The sequence below is a fragment of the Buttiauxella selenatireducens genome (assembly GCF_031432975.1).
Lineage (GTDB): Bacteria > Pseudomonadota > Gammaproteobacteria > Enterobacterales > Enterobacteriaceae > Buttiauxella > Buttiauxella selenatireducens.
This window is the reverse complement of the sequence record NZ_CP133838.1, coordinates 1,280,804-1,295,776: the sequence shown is the minus strand read 5'-3', so window position 1 is coordinate 1,295,776 and position 14,973 is coordinate 1,280,804. Positions and strand designations below refer to the sequence as shown.

Genomic DNA, 14,973 nt, shown 5'->3' with positions numbered 1-14,973 from the left:
CAAATCTCCCTAAACTCTACAGCAAACCGGCATGCTTGAGCGCGCTAATAATCACCGGACGACTGGCTTCAGTCAGCGGTGTCATTGGCAGGCGTAAGGTATCGGTTGCCACAAGTCCCAACTCCCTGCATGCCCATTTGACCGGGATAGGGTTGGGTTCAACAAATAATTTATTGTGCAGCGGCATCAAACGTTCGTTAATAACGCGCGCTTGCGCAAATTGCCCATTGGCGGCCAGTTTACACACTTCTGCCATTTCACGCGCGGCTACGTTTGCCGTCACAGAAATCACACCGTGGCCACCCAATTGCATGAAATCCAGCGCACTCGCATCGTCACCGCTAACCAGGATGAAGTCATCTTCAACCAGCTCTTTGATCTGGTTTACTCGGGTTAAGTTCCCGGTGGCTTCTTTGATACCAATAATATTTTTAATTTTCGCCAGGCGGCCTACGGTTTCAGGCAGCATGTCACAACCGGTACGAGAAGGTACATTGTACAGCATCTGCGGCAGGTCGGTGCTTCCCGCGATAGCGGTAAAGTGCTGGTACAGCCCTTCCTGAGTGGGGCGGTTGTAGTAAGGTGTTACCGTCAGGCAACCCACGACACCGCTATTTTCAAAACGCTTAGTCAGGGAAATAGCTTCAGAGGTGGCATTGGCGCCAGTCCCTGCGATAACCGGAATACGGCCATCGGCCAGTTCCAGCGTCATCAGTACCACATCACCGTGCTCGTCATGGCTCAACGTAGCAGACTCACCGGTAGTCCCTACCGAAACAATCGCCGAAGTCCCGCTGGCAACATGGTAATCAATCAGTTTTTTCAGGCTTGATCGGCAGACATTACCTTTCTCATCCATCGGCGTCACAAGCGCGACAATACTTCCAGTGAACATTGGCCATCCTCTGTGCTTACAAGTGTCTCAATGGTACGTTTGGTGCAGGATCAAAAGCAAGTCACCAGGTGACGCTACACGGTTGTACGCAAGTTTTTTTTATGCTTTCCTTATGATATCTCACCGATTCACAGGAAGAATACGTTTGACTCCCTCACCACACCATTATTTGGTCATTACGGCCCTTGGGGCGGATAGACCTGGTATTGTTAATACCATCACCCGTCATGTGAGCAGTTGCGGCTGTAATATTGAAGACAGTCGCCTTGCTATGCTCGGTGAAGAGTTCACGTTTATTATGCTGCTGTCGGGCAGTTGGAATGCGATTACCCTGATTGAATCGACCCTGCCTCTAAAGGGGGCCGAGCTGGATTTGCTCATTGTCATGAAGCGAACGGCCGCACAAGAGCGCCCGGCGATGCCCGCGACAGTCTGGGTGCAAGTCGAAGTGACCGATTCCCCTCACTTAATCGAACGCTTCACTAACCTGTTTGATGTTCACCATATGAATATTGCCGAACTGAGTTCTCGCACTCAACCCGCTCAGGATGGCCAGCCTCCACAGCTGTATATTCAAATTACGGCGCACAGTCCCGCCTCTGAAGATGCGAGCAGGATCGAAGATGCGTTCAAGGCCCTCTGTACAGAACTCAAAGCACAGGGCAGTATTAACGTTGTGAATTATCCACAGCAAGATGATTAAGACGGAGAGTTGTAATGAGCCCACTGAAAGCCGGTGACATCGCACCGAAATTTAGCTTGCCCGATCAAGACGGCGAGCAAATAAATTTAACCGACTTCCAGGGACAGCGCGTTCTGGTTTATTTCTATCCTAAAGCGATGACACCAGGCTGTACCGTACAAGCGTGCGGTTTGCGTGACAACATGGATGAGTTGAAAAAGAAAGGTGTGGAAGTGCTGGGTATTAGCACCGACAAACCGGAGAAACTTTCACGTTTTGCCGAAAAAGAGTTACTTAACTTCACCCTGCTTTCTGATGAAGACCATCAGGTCTGTGAACAATTCGGGGTGTGGGGCGAGAAATCGTTTATGGGTAAAACTTACGATGGCATCCACCGCATTAGCTTCCTGCTAGATGGTGAAGGGAAAGTCGAGAAAGTGTTTGATGATTTCAAAACCAGCAATCATCACGATATCGTGGTTAACTGGCTGAAAGAAAACGCTTAATTAAGCAATAACAATATTAAAAAAGCCGACGTAATGTCGGCTTTTTGCTGTCTCTAGTTCGGCTTGTCGTCTATTAGCAGAGTATCTGGCCAGGCATGCACCACCGCTTTAATCAGCGTGGCAAGCGGGATGGCAAAGAACACCCCCCAGAATCCCCACAGCCCGCCAAAAATCACCACCGACAGGATAATGACTAACGGATGCAGGTTAACCGCCTCGGAAAATAGCACCGGTACCAGCAGGTTGCCATCCAGCGCCTGAATAATTAAGTAGACGGCAAACAGCGTCCAAAATTCCGGACCGATGCCAAACTGGAATAACGCAACGCACACCACCGGAATGGTGACCACAAACGCGCCAATGTACGGAATCAGCACCGATAGTCCGACCAACACCGCCAACAGTAGCGAGTAGTTCAGGCCAAAAATCGCAAAGCCGATATACGTCGCCACACCCACGACCAGCATTTCCAACACTTTGCCACGGATGTAATTAGTAATCTGCTGGTTCATCTCCAGCCACACTTGCCCGGCAAGCCCACGATTTCGGGGTAAAACGCGGCGCACAGCATTCAACATCTGTTCTTTATCTTTGACCAGGAAGAACACCATTAGCGGGACTAAAATCAGGTAAATGGCCAACGTTAAAAGGCCCACTAACGAGGCGAGTGAGTACTTCACCACCTGATCGCCCATGCCCATCATCCGCCCACGCATATTCTCAGCGATGGCATCAATAATGCCAGCATCAACCAGTGCCGGATAACGTCTTGGCAGCGTTGCGGCATAATCAGAGAGTTTATTAAGCATCCCCGGCATGTCACGAATCAGGTAAATCCCCTGCTGCCAGGCGACAGGAGCCACCACTAATACCATCAACAACAAAATGCCGACAAACAACACCAGCACCATCGTCGACGCCCAGGTACGCGAACACCCCAAACGCTGAAGCCGCGCCGTTGGCCACTCCAGCAAATAAGCCAGTACAATCGCCACTAACAAAGGCGCTAACAGCCCGTGGAAGAAGAACAGAATGACAAATCCAGCAACCAGAATAACCAGCAGCGCGATAGCTTCCGGGTCGCTAAACCGTCGTCGATACCACTGCAACAACATCTCGAGCATACATCCCTTCCCTGACAGCTTTATGCGAGGAGAGATTGTATCTAAATGTCACAATAAAGACTTCGCTTTTTAATGCCGTTCAATGGCGGTTTAAAATTGGCGCAGATAAGATAGTTCTTAGCCGTGCGCCAGGTTACAGTTCATCGTGGTATGCGAACAAAATCAGGTAATACTTGTCGAAGATTAACTTTGATTAAACAGGACAGGATGTATGTTCAGGCAGTTGAAAAAATCACTGGTTGCAACTTTGATGGCAGCTTTGCTTGCGGGTCCGGCTACACCAGCGTTTGCTGATGTGACCGATCAACTGCCAGATATGGGAACAACCGCCTCAAGCACGCTGTCAATCGGCCAGGAATTGCAGATGGGCGATTATTATGTTCGTCAACTGCGAGGCAGCGCCCCATTAATCAATGATCCTTTGCTGGTGCAATACATTAACAAACTTGGCATGCGTCTGGTTAACCATGCTGATTCCGTTAAGACGCCCTTTCACTTCTTTCTGATTAACAACGACGAAATCAACGCCTTTGCCTTCTTTGGCGGTAATGTCGTGTTGCACTCAGCGCTGTTCCGTTATGCAGATAACGAAAGCCAGCTCGCATCGGTTATGGCGCACGAAATCTCTCACGTCACGCAGCGTCACCTTGCGCGTGCGATGGAAGATCAGAAAAAGAACGCCCCTCTGACTTGGGTTGGTGCGTTAGGCTCTATTTTACTGGCGATGGCCAGCCCACAAGCGGGTATGGCGGCGCTCAGCGGTACGCTTGCTGGGACGCAGCAAGGCATGATCAGCTTTACACAGCAGAACGAGCAGGAAGCTGACCGCATCGGTATTCAAGTGTTGCAGCGCTCTGGCTTTGATCCGCAAGCGATGCCGACCTTCCTTGAGAAACTACTCGACCAGTCTCGTTATTCTTCGCGCCCACCGGAAATTCTCCTTACCCACCCATTACCCGAAAGCCGTTTGTCGGATGCGCGTAACCGTGCCAACCAAATGCGGTCAGTGGTGGTGCAATCTTCTGAAGATTTTTACATGGCAAAAGCCCGTACGCTGGGGATGTACAACTCAGGCCGTAATCAGCTGACCAATGATTTATTGGATAGCTGGTCAAAGGGCAACATCCGTGAACAGCATGCCGCAACTTATGGCCGAGCGCTTCAGGCGATGGGAACAGATAAATGGGATGAAGCACGCAAGCTGTTACAGCCACTGCTCGCAGCGCAGCCTGGTAACGAGTGGTATCTCGATTTAGCGACCGATATTGACCTTGGGCAGAAGAAAACCGCGGATGCGATTAATCGCCTGAAGAACGCACCTGATTTAAAACAAAACCCGGTGTTGCAGCTGAACCTTGCCAATGCTTATGTGCAGGCCGGACAGCCAAAGCAGGCAGCAGAGATCCTTAATCGCTACACTTTTGCCCATCCCGATGACAGCAACGCCTGGGACTTGTTAGCACAGGCCGAAGCCGCGTTGGGCCATCGCGATCAAGAGCTCGCTGCTCGTGCTGAGGTTATGGCGCTTGTGGGAAGACTTGATCAAGCGATTACGCTGCTCAGCGGCGCAAGCTCTCAGGTTAAGTTGGGTAGTTTGCAACAAGCTCGTTATGACGCGAGAATCGATCAGTTCCGCGAATTACAAAGACGCTACCTTCAGTATTCTAAGATGTAACAGGAGTTACGATGTCGACTGCCGTTTCTATTTATCATAATCCGCGCTGCTCAAAGAGCCGTGAAACGTTAAGCCTGCTGAAAGCAAATGGCGTAGAGCCCGAAGTGGTTTTGTATCTGGAAACTCCGCCAGATGCTAACACACTGAAATCTTTGCTGGAAAAGTTAGGTTTTTCCAGCGCACGCGAACTGATGCGTCAGAAAGAGGATTTGTACAAGGAGTTAAATCTGGCGGATGCCATGCTTAGCGAAGAGCAATTGATTCAGGCAATGGTCGATAATCCAAAACTGATTGAACGCCCGATTGTCCTGGCGAATGGGCAAGCACGAATGGGTCGCCCGCCGGAGTCAGTGCTGGAAATTTTGTAACTTTGCGATTTAGCGCCCTCACCCTAACCCTCTCCCCCAGGAGAGGGGATAGTCCGGGTTTATCCTTCACGCTCAGCAGAGAGGGACCGTCCAGGTTTATCCTTCTCCCTCAGGGAGAAGGCTGGGATGAGGGGGGTTTTAAAGCCCGAGAATCTCTTTCACAAACGGGATCGTCAGCTTACGCTGCGCGGTAATAGAAGCCAGATCAAGCTGATCGAGCGTCATAAACAGCGTGCGCATTTCTCTATCCAAACGTTTGAGCAGAAAACGCCCCACGTCTTCTGGCAACTCAAACCCACGCAGTCGTGAGCGCAGCTGTAATGCCTGAAGTTTATCGTCATCGGAAAGCGGTTGTAGCTTGTAGATTTGCCCCCAATCAAGGCGCGATGCAAGATCGGGTAATTGCAGATTAAGCTGGCGCGGAGGCCTGTCACCCGTAATTAGCAGGCGCGTTTTTCCTGATTCCAGAATGCGGTTATAGAGATTAAAAATCGCCATCTCCCACAATTCGTCACCCGCAACACACTCAATATTATCGATACACACCAGCGAAAGCTGCTCCATACCGTCGAGCACTTCCGGAACAAACCAGGTACGTTTATCAAGAGGCACGTAGCCGACAGCTTCGCCTCGTTGCGACAGTTCCGCACAGGCGGCATGCAGCAAGTGGCTGCGCCCTCCTCCTTCTCGCGACCAAAAATAGATATAGCCGCTGTGATCCTGACGGAGCACGGACTGGAGTGCAGCAAGTAAAGAAGGGTTATCACCCGGCCAGAAACTTGCAAAAGTTTCATCGTCAGGCAAATAGAGTGGCAGTGATAGCTGTGCCGGCGTATTCAGAATTACCTCAACCATAACAGGCAGAAAAACGCAGAGAGTTTATCACAGAATTGAAGATCAGGAGAACCGGGCGAACAGACCGCCCGGTTTGAGGCAAAACTACGGTTTTACGTCGCTTTCTTCAGCATCCAGCACCACTTCTTCCGGGCGCAGAATACTGATCAATTTGAAGATTAAGCTCAGGCCAACACCGACGATTGTCGCCAGCGCCATCCCTTTCAGTTCAGCTGCGCCAATGTGCACTTTCGCGCCACTCACGCCGATGATCAGAATTACAGATGTCAGGATCAGGTTTTGCGTTTTGTTGTAATCGACTTTTGATTCAATCAGCACGCGAATACCCGATGCACCAATTACGCCGTATAGCAGTAGCGAAACACCGCCGATGACCGGAACCGGGATAATTTGAATCGCTGCAGCCAGTTTGCCGACACAAGAAAGCAGAATTGCCAGAATCGCAGCACCACCAATCACCCAGGTAGAATAAACGCGGGTAATCGCCATTACGCCGATGTTCTCGCCGTAAGTAGTGTTCGGTGTAGAGCCAAAGAAACCAGAGAAAATAGTCGAAATGCCGTTGGCGAACATCGAACGATGCAGACCGGGGTCGCGAATCAAATCTTTCTTCACAATATTTGCTGTCACCACCAGGTGACCGACGTGTTCAGCAATGACCACCAGTGCCGCAGGCAGAATGGTGAAGATGGCGAACCACTCAAAACGTGGGGTGTAGAAGGTTGGCAGCGCGAACCAATGTGCTTCAACAATTGGCGTCACATCAACCACGCCCATGGCAAAGGACAGCGCATAACCCGCCAGCACACCGATAAGAATCGGGATAATGGCCAGGAAGCCACGGAACAACACTGAACCGAAAATCGTTACCGCAAGGGTAACCAGCGAGATGATGATGGTTTTTGAATCGGGTGATGTGCCATCAGCTGGCAGTAAACCCGCCATATTCGCCGCCACGCCCGCGAGCTCCAGACCGATTACCGCTACAATTGCCCCCATTGCTGCTGGAGGGAACATCACATCCAGCCAACCGGTACCGGCTTTTTTCACAATCAGCGCGACGATACAGAACAACACGCCACACATGATAAAACCGCCCAGCGCCACTTCATAACCCAGTGGTAAAAGCAGCAGCACGGGTGAAATAAATGCAAAGCTTGAACCCAGATAAGCCGGGATTTTACCTTTACAGATAAAGAGATACAGCAGCGTTCCGATTCCGTTAAAGAGCAGCACCGTCGCCGGGTTAATGTGGAACAAGATTGGCACCAGAACGGTGGCACCAAACATAGCAAACAGGTGCTGTAAACTTAACGGTATCGTTTGCAGCAGGGGTGGTCTTTCGTGAACCCCGATGGCGCGGCGTGTCATAGTCGTTTCCTTTGTCTGTCTGTTGTTGTTGTGTTGTAGTCAAAAAAAAGCCGACTATCAAAGTCGGCTATTTTTTAGTGAATCACTTATTTCGTACCAAAAATCTTATCGCCAGCATCGCCGAGGCCCGGAATAATGTATCCGTGCTCGTTTAAGCCCTGATCGATAGAAGCGGTGAACAGTTCTACATCCGGGTGCGCTTTTTCCAGCGCTGCGATACCTTCTGGTGCAGCCACCAGAACCAGCACTTTGATGCTAGTACAGCCTGCATTCTTCAGCAGGTCGATAGTTGCAATCATTGAACCGCCGGTTGCCAGCATTGGGTCAACCACCAGCGCCATACGTTCTTCAATGTTAGAAACCAGTTTCTGGAAATAAGGAACGGGCTCCAGAGTTTCTTCGTTACGGTAAACACCCACAACGCTGATACGTGCGCTTGGAACGTTTTCCAGCACGCCTTCCATCATCCCCAGACCGGCACGCAAAATTGGCACAACGGTAATCTTCTTACCTTTGATCTGGTCAACTTCTACCGGGCCGTTCCAGCCTTCGATAGTGACTCTTTCAGTTTCCAGATCCGCCGTAGCTTCGTAAGTTAGCAAGCTGCCAACTTCTGAGGCGAGTTCACGAAAGCGTTTGGTGCTAATGTCGTTCTCACGCATCAGGCCTAGCTTGTGTTTGACGAGTGGGTGTTTGACTTCCACGATCTTCATACTCTTTCTCCCCGAGATAGTTGGCCACCATAAAAAAAATCGCCGGATTATACCGCTTTTTCGTGGCAGTGCTACAGGTATTGGGGTTGATCAGGATCAACGAGACTGGAATCAGTATATATCAACAATTATTACATCCCGCTGAATAAGAGGCTCGCAAACGTTTGCCTGCACTGTTAGAATTGCGGCGTTTTTTATTTCTAACCCATACGCGGGGACTTAGCAGTGACCGACAAAACTTCTCTCAGCTATAAAGATGCCGGTGTTGATATTGATGCTGGTAACGCTCTGGTCGATAAAATCAAAGGCGTAGTGAAAAAAACCCGCCGCCCGGAAGTCATGGGTGGATTAGGCGGTTTCGGTGCGCTGTGTGCGTTACCTCAGAAGTATCGTGAGCCTGTGCTGGTTTCCGGCACTGACGGTGTGGGTACTAAGTTGCGTCTGGCTATGGACTTAAAACGTCACGACACAATCGGCATCGATCTGGTCGCTATGTGTGTAAACGACCTGGTTGTTCAGGGCGCTGAGCCACTGTTTTTCCTCGATTACTATGCAACGGGTAAACTTGACGTTGACACCGCGGCAAGCGTTATCACCGGCATCGCCGAAGGTTGCCTGCAATCTGGCTGCTCATTAGTCGGCGGCGAAACCGCTGAAATGCCAGGTATGTACCACGGCGAAGATTACGACGTGGCAGGCTTCTGCGTAGGCGTAGTCGAGAAATCCGAAATTATTGACGGTTCTAAAGTGACCGACGGCGACGTGCTGATTGCGCTGGCATCCAGCGGCCCGCACTCCAACGGTTACTCTCTGGTGCGTAAAGTACTGGAAGTCAGCGGTGCTGACCCGCTGACCACCGAACTGGAAGGCAAACCGCTGGCCGATCACCTGCTGGAACCAACGCGCATTTACGTAAAACCATTGCTTGAGTTGATTGCCGAAGTTGACGTGCATGCTATCTGCCACCTGACCGGCGGCGGTTTCTGGGAAAACATCCCGCGCGTTCTGCCTGATAACACTCAAGCCGTCATTACCGAATCTTCATGGCAGTGGCCAGCGGTATTTAACTGGCTGCAACAAGCCGGGAATATCAGCCGTCACGAAATGTACCGCACCTTCAACTGCGGGGTCGGTATGCTGATTGCGTTACCTGCTGCCGAAGCTGATAAAGCGATTGAGTTTTTGAATGCAAAAGGTGAAAACGCCTGGAAAATCGGTAGTATCAAAGCCTCCGATTCCTCTGAGCGCGTGGTTATTGAGTAATGAAACGCATTGTGGTGCTAATTTCCGGCAGCGGGACTAACCTTCAAGCAATCATTGATGCCTGTAAGCTCAAAAAGATTAACGGCACCCTCGCGGCTGTATTCAGTAATAAAACCGATGCTTTCGGTCTGGAACGTGCGCGTGAGGCAGGGATCCCTGCCCACGCGTTAACCGCCAACCAATTCGCCGATCGTGCAGCGTTTGATCGTGAGCTAATGCTTGAGATCGACGCTTACGCACCGGATCTGGTGGTGCTCGCCGGTTACATGCGGATTCTTAGCCCTGAATTTGTCACGCATTACGCTGGCCGTCTGATCAACATCCACCCTTCTTTATTGCCTAAGTATCCTGGCCTGAATACCCATCGTCAGGTGCTGGAGAACGGTGATGAAGTCCACGGGACATCGGTGCATTTTGTTACCGAAGAACTCGATGGTGGGCCGGTGATTCTTCAGGCCAAAGTCCCGGTTTTTGACGGTGACGATGAAGACGACATCACTGCTCGTGTGCAGCACCAGGAGCATGCAATTTATCCGCTGGTGGTGTCCTGGTTTATCGAAGGGCGTCTGGAAATGCGTGATAATAGCGCCTGGCTTGATGGCAAAGCGTTACCAGTTCAAGGTTATGCCGCAGAAGAGTAGAACAATACAGTGGCGGTTCCCCGCCACCGTTTATCGCGCTCGTTCGTTCACCACTTTCATCAGCAGCACTGTCGCCGCCAGCACAAGCGTAATCCCATTTGCTATCATCAGGGGAACATCCCCGTTACTCATTCCATATAGCAACCAACAGAGCACGCCGAAAACAAACACCAGATACATGCTCAGGGATATGGCTTTAGTATCGCGATTCTTCAGGATATGCAGCACCTGTAGCGCAAATGACCCCGTAGTGCAGCACGCGGCAACAGGCCCAAGCCAGGCTAAATCAATCATCTTGTTTGACTCCATCGCAATTGATTAACACGCACTCCCGCTCATTCCAGCCTGCTGGCAACGGTTGTGGACGATAAATTTCTACATTCCGCAGCGCCAAATCTTCAACGCCGTTGGCATACAGACCAGGCAAACCGCCAGGATACGCTTCCACGCCGAAAGCTCGTTGCGTTTGCGGATTCAGGCACCAGGCGTTGTCCAGCCCCATTCCGGTTGGTGATAACGGATTACAAGGTGGGCGAATGTCATACAAACCTTGTTCAGGTGAGGAGCTGACCCTTTGCGTGAGTTGCAGGCCCTCAAGAACGATATGTCTTACTTGTCCTGGTAACTCGCTGTGCATATTAATGGCCCCATCACTCACTCCTGAAAGACCGCGAAACTGAATAAATTCGATTTCACCTGGATGGATTTCCGGGTCACGGGCGCGCACTGAAAGATAAACAGGATCGGCTTTACCCCAGTGACAAGCATGAGCCATCTCGCAGCTAAAAGTAATGTTGCTGAAAATCATGCGACGCAAACGTCCGCCATCCCGGGAAACAAGCCCTATCGCCCGGTTTGACTCATAGATGACGCAGTTGGTTACGCAAATATCTTCGATGTCTTCCCATGTTTCTGTACCAATTTTCAACGCGCAGCTTTTAGAGCGAAGCGTGCAATTACTCACGACAACCTGCCGTGTTGCACGTTGCAACGGCGCGGGTTTACGACTGGTCTTGAGGCAAATGGTGTCATCGGCTGCACTGAAGTGGCTGTTGCTGATATGCACCTGCTGACAGCTATCGATGTCCAGCGCATCCGTATTCGCCATCGACAGGTCGTTATCCACGGTAATACCAATTACTTTCACCTGCTGGCACGCGACGAGGTGAATGGTCCACATCGGGGCATTCTCAATGGTAAAATCTTGCAGTTGGACTTTAGTGCAATCTTCGAAAACAATCATGCGTGGACGGTGTTTGGCAGGCTGCCGATACCCCATTTCATCAACATGAGGTGCAAACCACCCCTCCGCATTGCCGTTAATTTTTCCGGCGCCACACACCGTAATATTGTGCGCGCCCATTGCGTACAGAAAAGCCCAGTTGGAACACTCTGCTGTACTTTGCGTCGTGGCCTGCTGGAAATGACGATAATCATCGCTAACCACCAATTCCGCGCCTGCCTGCAAATAAAGTGTGGTATTCGAATGCAGTGTTAACCCGCCCAGTTTGTAGCAGCCACTCTCAACTTCCAGCGTCCCCCCACCCTGCTGTGCCAGTGTATCCAGCGCCTGTTGGAAGCGGAGCGTATCTTGATTTTTATCGTCATTACTCGCCCATTGTGGGGTCAGAGTCAGTTTCATGGTTCTCTCATCACTCAATGTAAAAGATCCTGATATCTCACCACGCCCCATTTCTGCGCTCTACGGGTTAAACCTGCCTGACGGGCAGAAATGCAGTCTCGCTCGCAAAATACGTTTTGCGCAGGATAAAAAGGTGATCTGCTTCACAGTAGGTTTGAGGGGTGCTTTTCCATTAGTGACGTAAGTCACACTTTATTGCCCCTCTACGCCTCTATGTCACCCCAACTGCGTGGAACAGTGAACATTTGTTCGGTATTTCCTCGCCTCCTTCGCATTACCAGATAAAACCCCTGCAGGGGTCGTGGAGAATGTTGCCCACACTTCGTAACGTAAATGCCGAACTCCTTTTTTATCGGACTCCAGCCTCAACTTCTGTTTAAGGAACAGACCATGACAAATACACCGCTATCACCCACCCGTGAACACACTACCGAGCTCATTGATAGCCTGATTGGTGGACTGGTCGACATCAAAGACGCTGATGGACGCTTTTTACAACGCCTCAGTGATGGCCGGATTGTTGATACCAAAGGGTGGGCTGGCTGGGAATGGACACACGGAATCGGTCTGTTTGGTTTATATCGCTACTATCAGGTAAGTGGCTCTGAGCGCGCCAAAGAGATTATCGACCTCTGGTTTAGCGATCGTTTTGCCGAAGGCACGCCAATTAAGAACGTCAATACCGCCTGCCCGTTCCTGACGCTGGCATTATGCTATGAAGATCAGCCAAATCCACAATGGCTCCCCTACCTGGAAACCTGGGGGCGCTGGCTCCAGCATCAACTGCCGCGTACCGATGAAGGCTGTTTCCAGCATGTCACTTATGAAAATGACCATCACCAGCAAATCTGGGACGACACGCTGATGATGGCAGTGCTTCCACTTGCTCGCATCGGTAAATTACTCAACAAACCAGAGTGGATTGAAGAAGCGAAATATCAGTTTACTCAGCATATTCAGTACCTGGCTGAACCTAAAACGGGGCTGTGGTATCACGGCTGGAACTTTGATGGACGACACCATTTTGCTGGGGCGCTATGGGCTCGTGGGAATAGTTGGATAACACTCGCCATCCCTGAGTTTTTGGAGCTGTTAGATTTACCGCCGCAGGACGCGCTTTATCGCCAACTGTGCAATGTGTTACGCAATCAGGTTGCAGCACTTGCCGAATGCCAGGCGGAAAATGGTTTGTGGCCAACCCTGCTTAACGATCCAGAAAGCTATGTTGAAGCCTCTGCCAGTGCCGGGTTCGCGGCTGGCATCTTCAAGGCCGTTCGTCTGGGCTACCTTGAGAGCCATTGGCTTCCAGTGGCACTACGTGCAACCGAGGGTGTAATCAACCACATCACGCCACAAGGGGAACTGACGCAAGTTTCGTTTGGTACGGCGATGGGGCACGACCTGGACCACTATCGAAACATTCCTCTGACCTCAATGCCTTATGGTCAAGCGATGGCGATCCTCTGCCTGGTTGAGTCACTGCGTTTACACATCTAGCCATTAATTGTTTAGCTATCAGGTGGATAAAGCTTTTGCTGTATCCACCTTTTTTATCCGCTTTTTTCCCCACTAGCCTGTCAGTTTCGCTAACTCTTTGCTTAAACTCCCGGCAAGCGCTCTGGCTCTTCCGGCATCAAACATGACATGCATGGCAGGAGGGATATCACTCCATTTGCCGCAAAAATCCTCCATTTCATGAGCCGTTCCATAGAGTGCCTGAATATTGGCCTGGCACACTTCACGCAGGCTCCAGTTATTCTCAACTTCGCGAGCATAGTGCAGCGTAAAAAAGGCTTTTTGGGCATGAATAAACGCCCGGCAATATAAAAACAGCCCTTGCCATTCAGTCTGCCAGCGCTGAGCTAATGCCGGAGGGAAGTCGGCATTTTGCGCAAACTCGAATGCCTGACGCTGTACATTTTCCGCCCCTTGCCACGCTATATCTTTCTCTGCCGCGATCAAGGAGAGTTTCCGGGATGCCCCTGCGGCATCCTGATTGTCAAAGACGATGTCATCTGCTGAGCCGGGCAACCAGTGGTTGCGGTTAAGCTGGCCATACAAACTCCAGACCACCTGACCGTAGCTTTCAGGTAACAGACTATGGCGATGAAAAACATGGTGACGAGCGTAAATGGCGCTGTAAATCACCTGATGCGCCTGTTCAAACAACACCTTCAGAATCTGAAGCTGCTGTTCATCCGCTTGCCATTGCCAGCACTCCATTAGCCAACGCTTCAGCAGTTGCGATGTACTTTCTGACAGGGCGTCTGACTTGAGAAACCTTGCACAACAAAAGAGGTTAAACTCACTTAAGGTTCCAATCACACTGTGATTATCGATACCTTCCCAGCTTGCTTTGCACAACACCCCTTTGATAGCCGGGTTGCTGGCCTGGCACCACAGTAATCGTCCCTGAATTTCATCCGCACGGATAAACGGCAGGTTTCCCCAACACACTTCTTCCCCGGCAGCGTCCACTTCCACCCAGACTTCTCGGTCTGATACTGCCAGCAATGCCGGGTTATTAGGGAATTCGGGCCAGAAGCGTTCCGGTGTGAGTTTTATCGAGACCGCCACATCGGCGGGCAAACCAGCGATAGCGTCGAGAACCGGCTCAACTCCGTCGATACTGGCGGGGAAAAGACGCAATACTAGTTGTTTGTGGTGGCGTTTCATGACCTGGGCGGCGGCATTAAAACAACAACGGTAAAGTGCCGTACTGGCCGATTTTTTTTGCTGCGCCACGTTCGCTTTCCAGTCTGGCGCCGCGATTGGCACCAGACTGTCAGTATTTGAAATCGCCAGGAGCAAGCCATCTATCGCGGGAATCTGCTTACAGACCAGCGCCAGTTTATCTGCCAGATACTGGCTCCAGAAATCAGCATCAAAACGCAAGCCGCCGTGGCCATCGAACAACTGGGGTTGTTGCAGGAGTAAATCAGCCGGAAATCCAATCTCTTTAGCCTGAAGATAGAAGCGCAAGCCACGTGCCTTGCAGTACTGCGCTAAGCGATTCAGGTAAACGCAGCAGCCACGCTGATGCACGGATATACGGTCATTGTGTTGCGCAGGAGTGTAGCCCGCCGGGGTAACAAGCTTGCCCAGTAAATCGGTTTGCCCAATCACCACAGTATTAAAGTTATGCGCACAGGCATAATCAACAAACTGGCAGGCTTGATGCCAGTTCCATAGCTCCTGGTTGTTCAGTTCAAGCGCCCGTGTTTCCCACATCCCCAGC

At 50.9% G+C, this 14,973-nt stretch carries 15 protein-coding genes; 7 read left to right on the top strand and 8 right to left on the bottom strand.

The genetic code is table 11. The annotated features are described in order from the left end of the window. Positions 1–16: 16 nt before the first annotated feature. On the bottom strand, positions 17–895 hold the full coding sequence (dapA, locus tag RHD99_RS05990; protein ID WP_309877923.1) for a 4-hydroxy-tetrahydrodipicolinate synthase: 879 nt from the start codon (positions 893–895) through the stop codon (positions 17–19). A 145-nt stretch (positions 896–1,040) separates the two neighbouring features. Between dapA and RHD99_RS05985 the strand changes: the two genes are divergently transcribed. Next, positions 1,041–1,598, top strand: a complete 558-nt coding sequence (locus RHD99_RS05985; protein WP_221200557.1) for a glycine cleavage system transcriptional repressor — start codon at positions 1,041–1,043, stop codon at positions 1,596–1,598. 14 nt (positions 1,599–1,612) lie between these two features. Further along, a complete protein-coding gene (gene bcp, locus RHD99_RS05980) occupies positions 1,613–2,083 on the top strand; it encodes a thioredoxin-dependent thiol peroxidase (RefSeq protein WP_064544511.1) in 471 nt (156 codons plus the stop codon). Positions 2,084–2,136: 53 nt separating this feature from the next. On the opposite strand, the gene RHD99_RS05975 is transcribed toward bcp, so the two are convergent. Continuing rightward, entirely contained in the window at positions 2,137–3,207 is a 1,071-nt protein-coding gene (locus RHD99_RS05975; protein ID WP_309877922.1) for an AI-2E family transporter, read from the bottom strand. Between the two features lie 211 nt (positions 3,208–3,418). On the opposite strand from RHD99_RS05975, the gene bepA reads away from it, so the two are divergent. Then, positions 3,419–4,882: a beta-barrel assembly-enhancing protease gene (gene bepA / locus RHD99_RS05970; protein ID WP_309877921.1), complete on the top strand. Its 1,464-nt coding sequence runs from the start codon at positions 3,419–3,421 to the stop codon at positions 4,880–4,882. 11 nt (positions 4,883–4,893) lie between these two features. Continuing rightward, positions 4,894–5,250, top strand: a complete 357-nt coding sequence (gene arsC / locus RHD99_RS05965; RefSeq protein WP_309877920.1) for an arsenate reductase (glutaredoxin) — start codon at positions 4,894–4,896, stop codon at positions 5,248–5,250. Positions 5,251–5,388: 138 nt separating this feature from the next. On the opposite strand, the gene RHD99_RS05960 is transcribed toward arsC, so the two are convergent. The 3 genes from RHD99_RS05960 to upp form a co-directional block, all read right to left on the bottom strand. Continuing rightward, on the bottom strand, positions 5,389–6,090 hold the full coding sequence (locus RHD99_RS05960; protein WP_221200562.1) for a DnaA inactivator Hda: 702 nt from the start codon (positions 6,088–6,090) through the stop codon (positions 5,389–5,391). Positions 6,091–6,189: 99 nt separating this feature from the next. Then, on the bottom strand, positions 6,190–7,476 hold the full coding sequence (gene uraA, locus RHD99_RS05955) for a uracil permease (RefSeq protein ID WP_309877918.1): 1,287 nt from the start codon (positions 7,474–7,476) through the stop codon (positions 6,190–6,192). 86 nt (positions 7,477–7,562) lie between these two features. Beyond that, the gene (upp, locus tag RHD99_RS05950) at positions 7,563–8,189 is read right to left on the bottom strand and encodes a uracil phosphoribosyltransferase (RefSeq protein WP_183270169.1); all 627 of its coding nucleotides are present in this window, start codon (positions 8,187–8,189) and stop codon (positions 7,563–7,565) included. A gap of 225 nt (positions 8,190–8,414) precedes the next feature. On the opposite strand from upp, the gene purM reads away from it, so the two are divergent. After that, positions 8,415–9,452, top strand: coding sequence for a phosphoribosylformylglycinamidine cyclo-ligase (gene purM, locus RHD99_RS05945; protein ID WP_183270170.1), 1,038 nt, complete (start codon positions 8,415–8,417; stop codon positions 9,450–9,452). After that, positions 9,452–10,093: a phosphoribosylglycinamide formyltransferase gene (gene purN, locus RHD99_RS05940; RefSeq protein WP_309877917.1), complete on the top strand. Its 642-nt coding sequence runs from the start codon at positions 9,452–9,454 to the stop codon at positions 10,091–10,093. The genes purM and purN overlap by 1 nt, the downstream gene beginning before the upstream one ends. Positions 10,094–10,123: 30 nt before the next feature. On the opposite strand, the gene RHD99_RS05935 is transcribed toward purN, so the two are convergent. Together RHD99_RS05935 and RHD99_RS05930 are read right to left on the bottom strand one after the other, a co-directional pair. After that, a complete protein-coding gene (locus RHD99_RS05935) occupies positions 10,124–10,387 on the bottom strand; it encodes an SWEET family sugar transporter (RefSeq protein ID WP_183270172.1) in 264 nt (87 codons plus the stop codon). Next, the gene (locus tag RHD99_RS05930; protein ID WP_309877916.1) at positions 10,380–11,735 is read right to left on the bottom strand and encodes a glycoside hydrolase family 28 protein; all 1,356 of its coding nucleotides are present in this window, start codon (positions 11,733–11,735) and stop codon (positions 10,380–10,382) included. The genes RHD99_RS05935 and RHD99_RS05930 overlap by 8 nt, the downstream gene beginning before the upstream one ends. 390 nt (positions 11,736–12,125) lie before the next feature. Between RHD99_RS05930 and bglB the strand changes: the two genes are divergently transcribed. Beyond that, positions 12,126–13,232: a beta-galactosidase BglB gene (gene bglB / locus RHD99_RS05925; protein WP_309877914.1), complete on the top strand. Its 1,107-nt coding sequence runs from the start codon at positions 12,126–12,128 to the stop codon at positions 13,230–13,232. A 72-nt stretch (positions 13,233–13,304) separates the two neighbouring features. Here the strand turns inward: bglB and RHD99_RS05920 are convergent, their stop codons facing one another. Then, positions 13,305–14,966, bottom strand: a complete 1,662-nt coding sequence (locus tag RHD99_RS05920) for a hypothetical protein (RefSeq protein WP_309877913.1) — start codon at positions 14,964–14,966, stop codon at positions 13,305–13,307. Between the last annotated feature and the right edge of the window lie 7 nt (positions 14,967–14,973).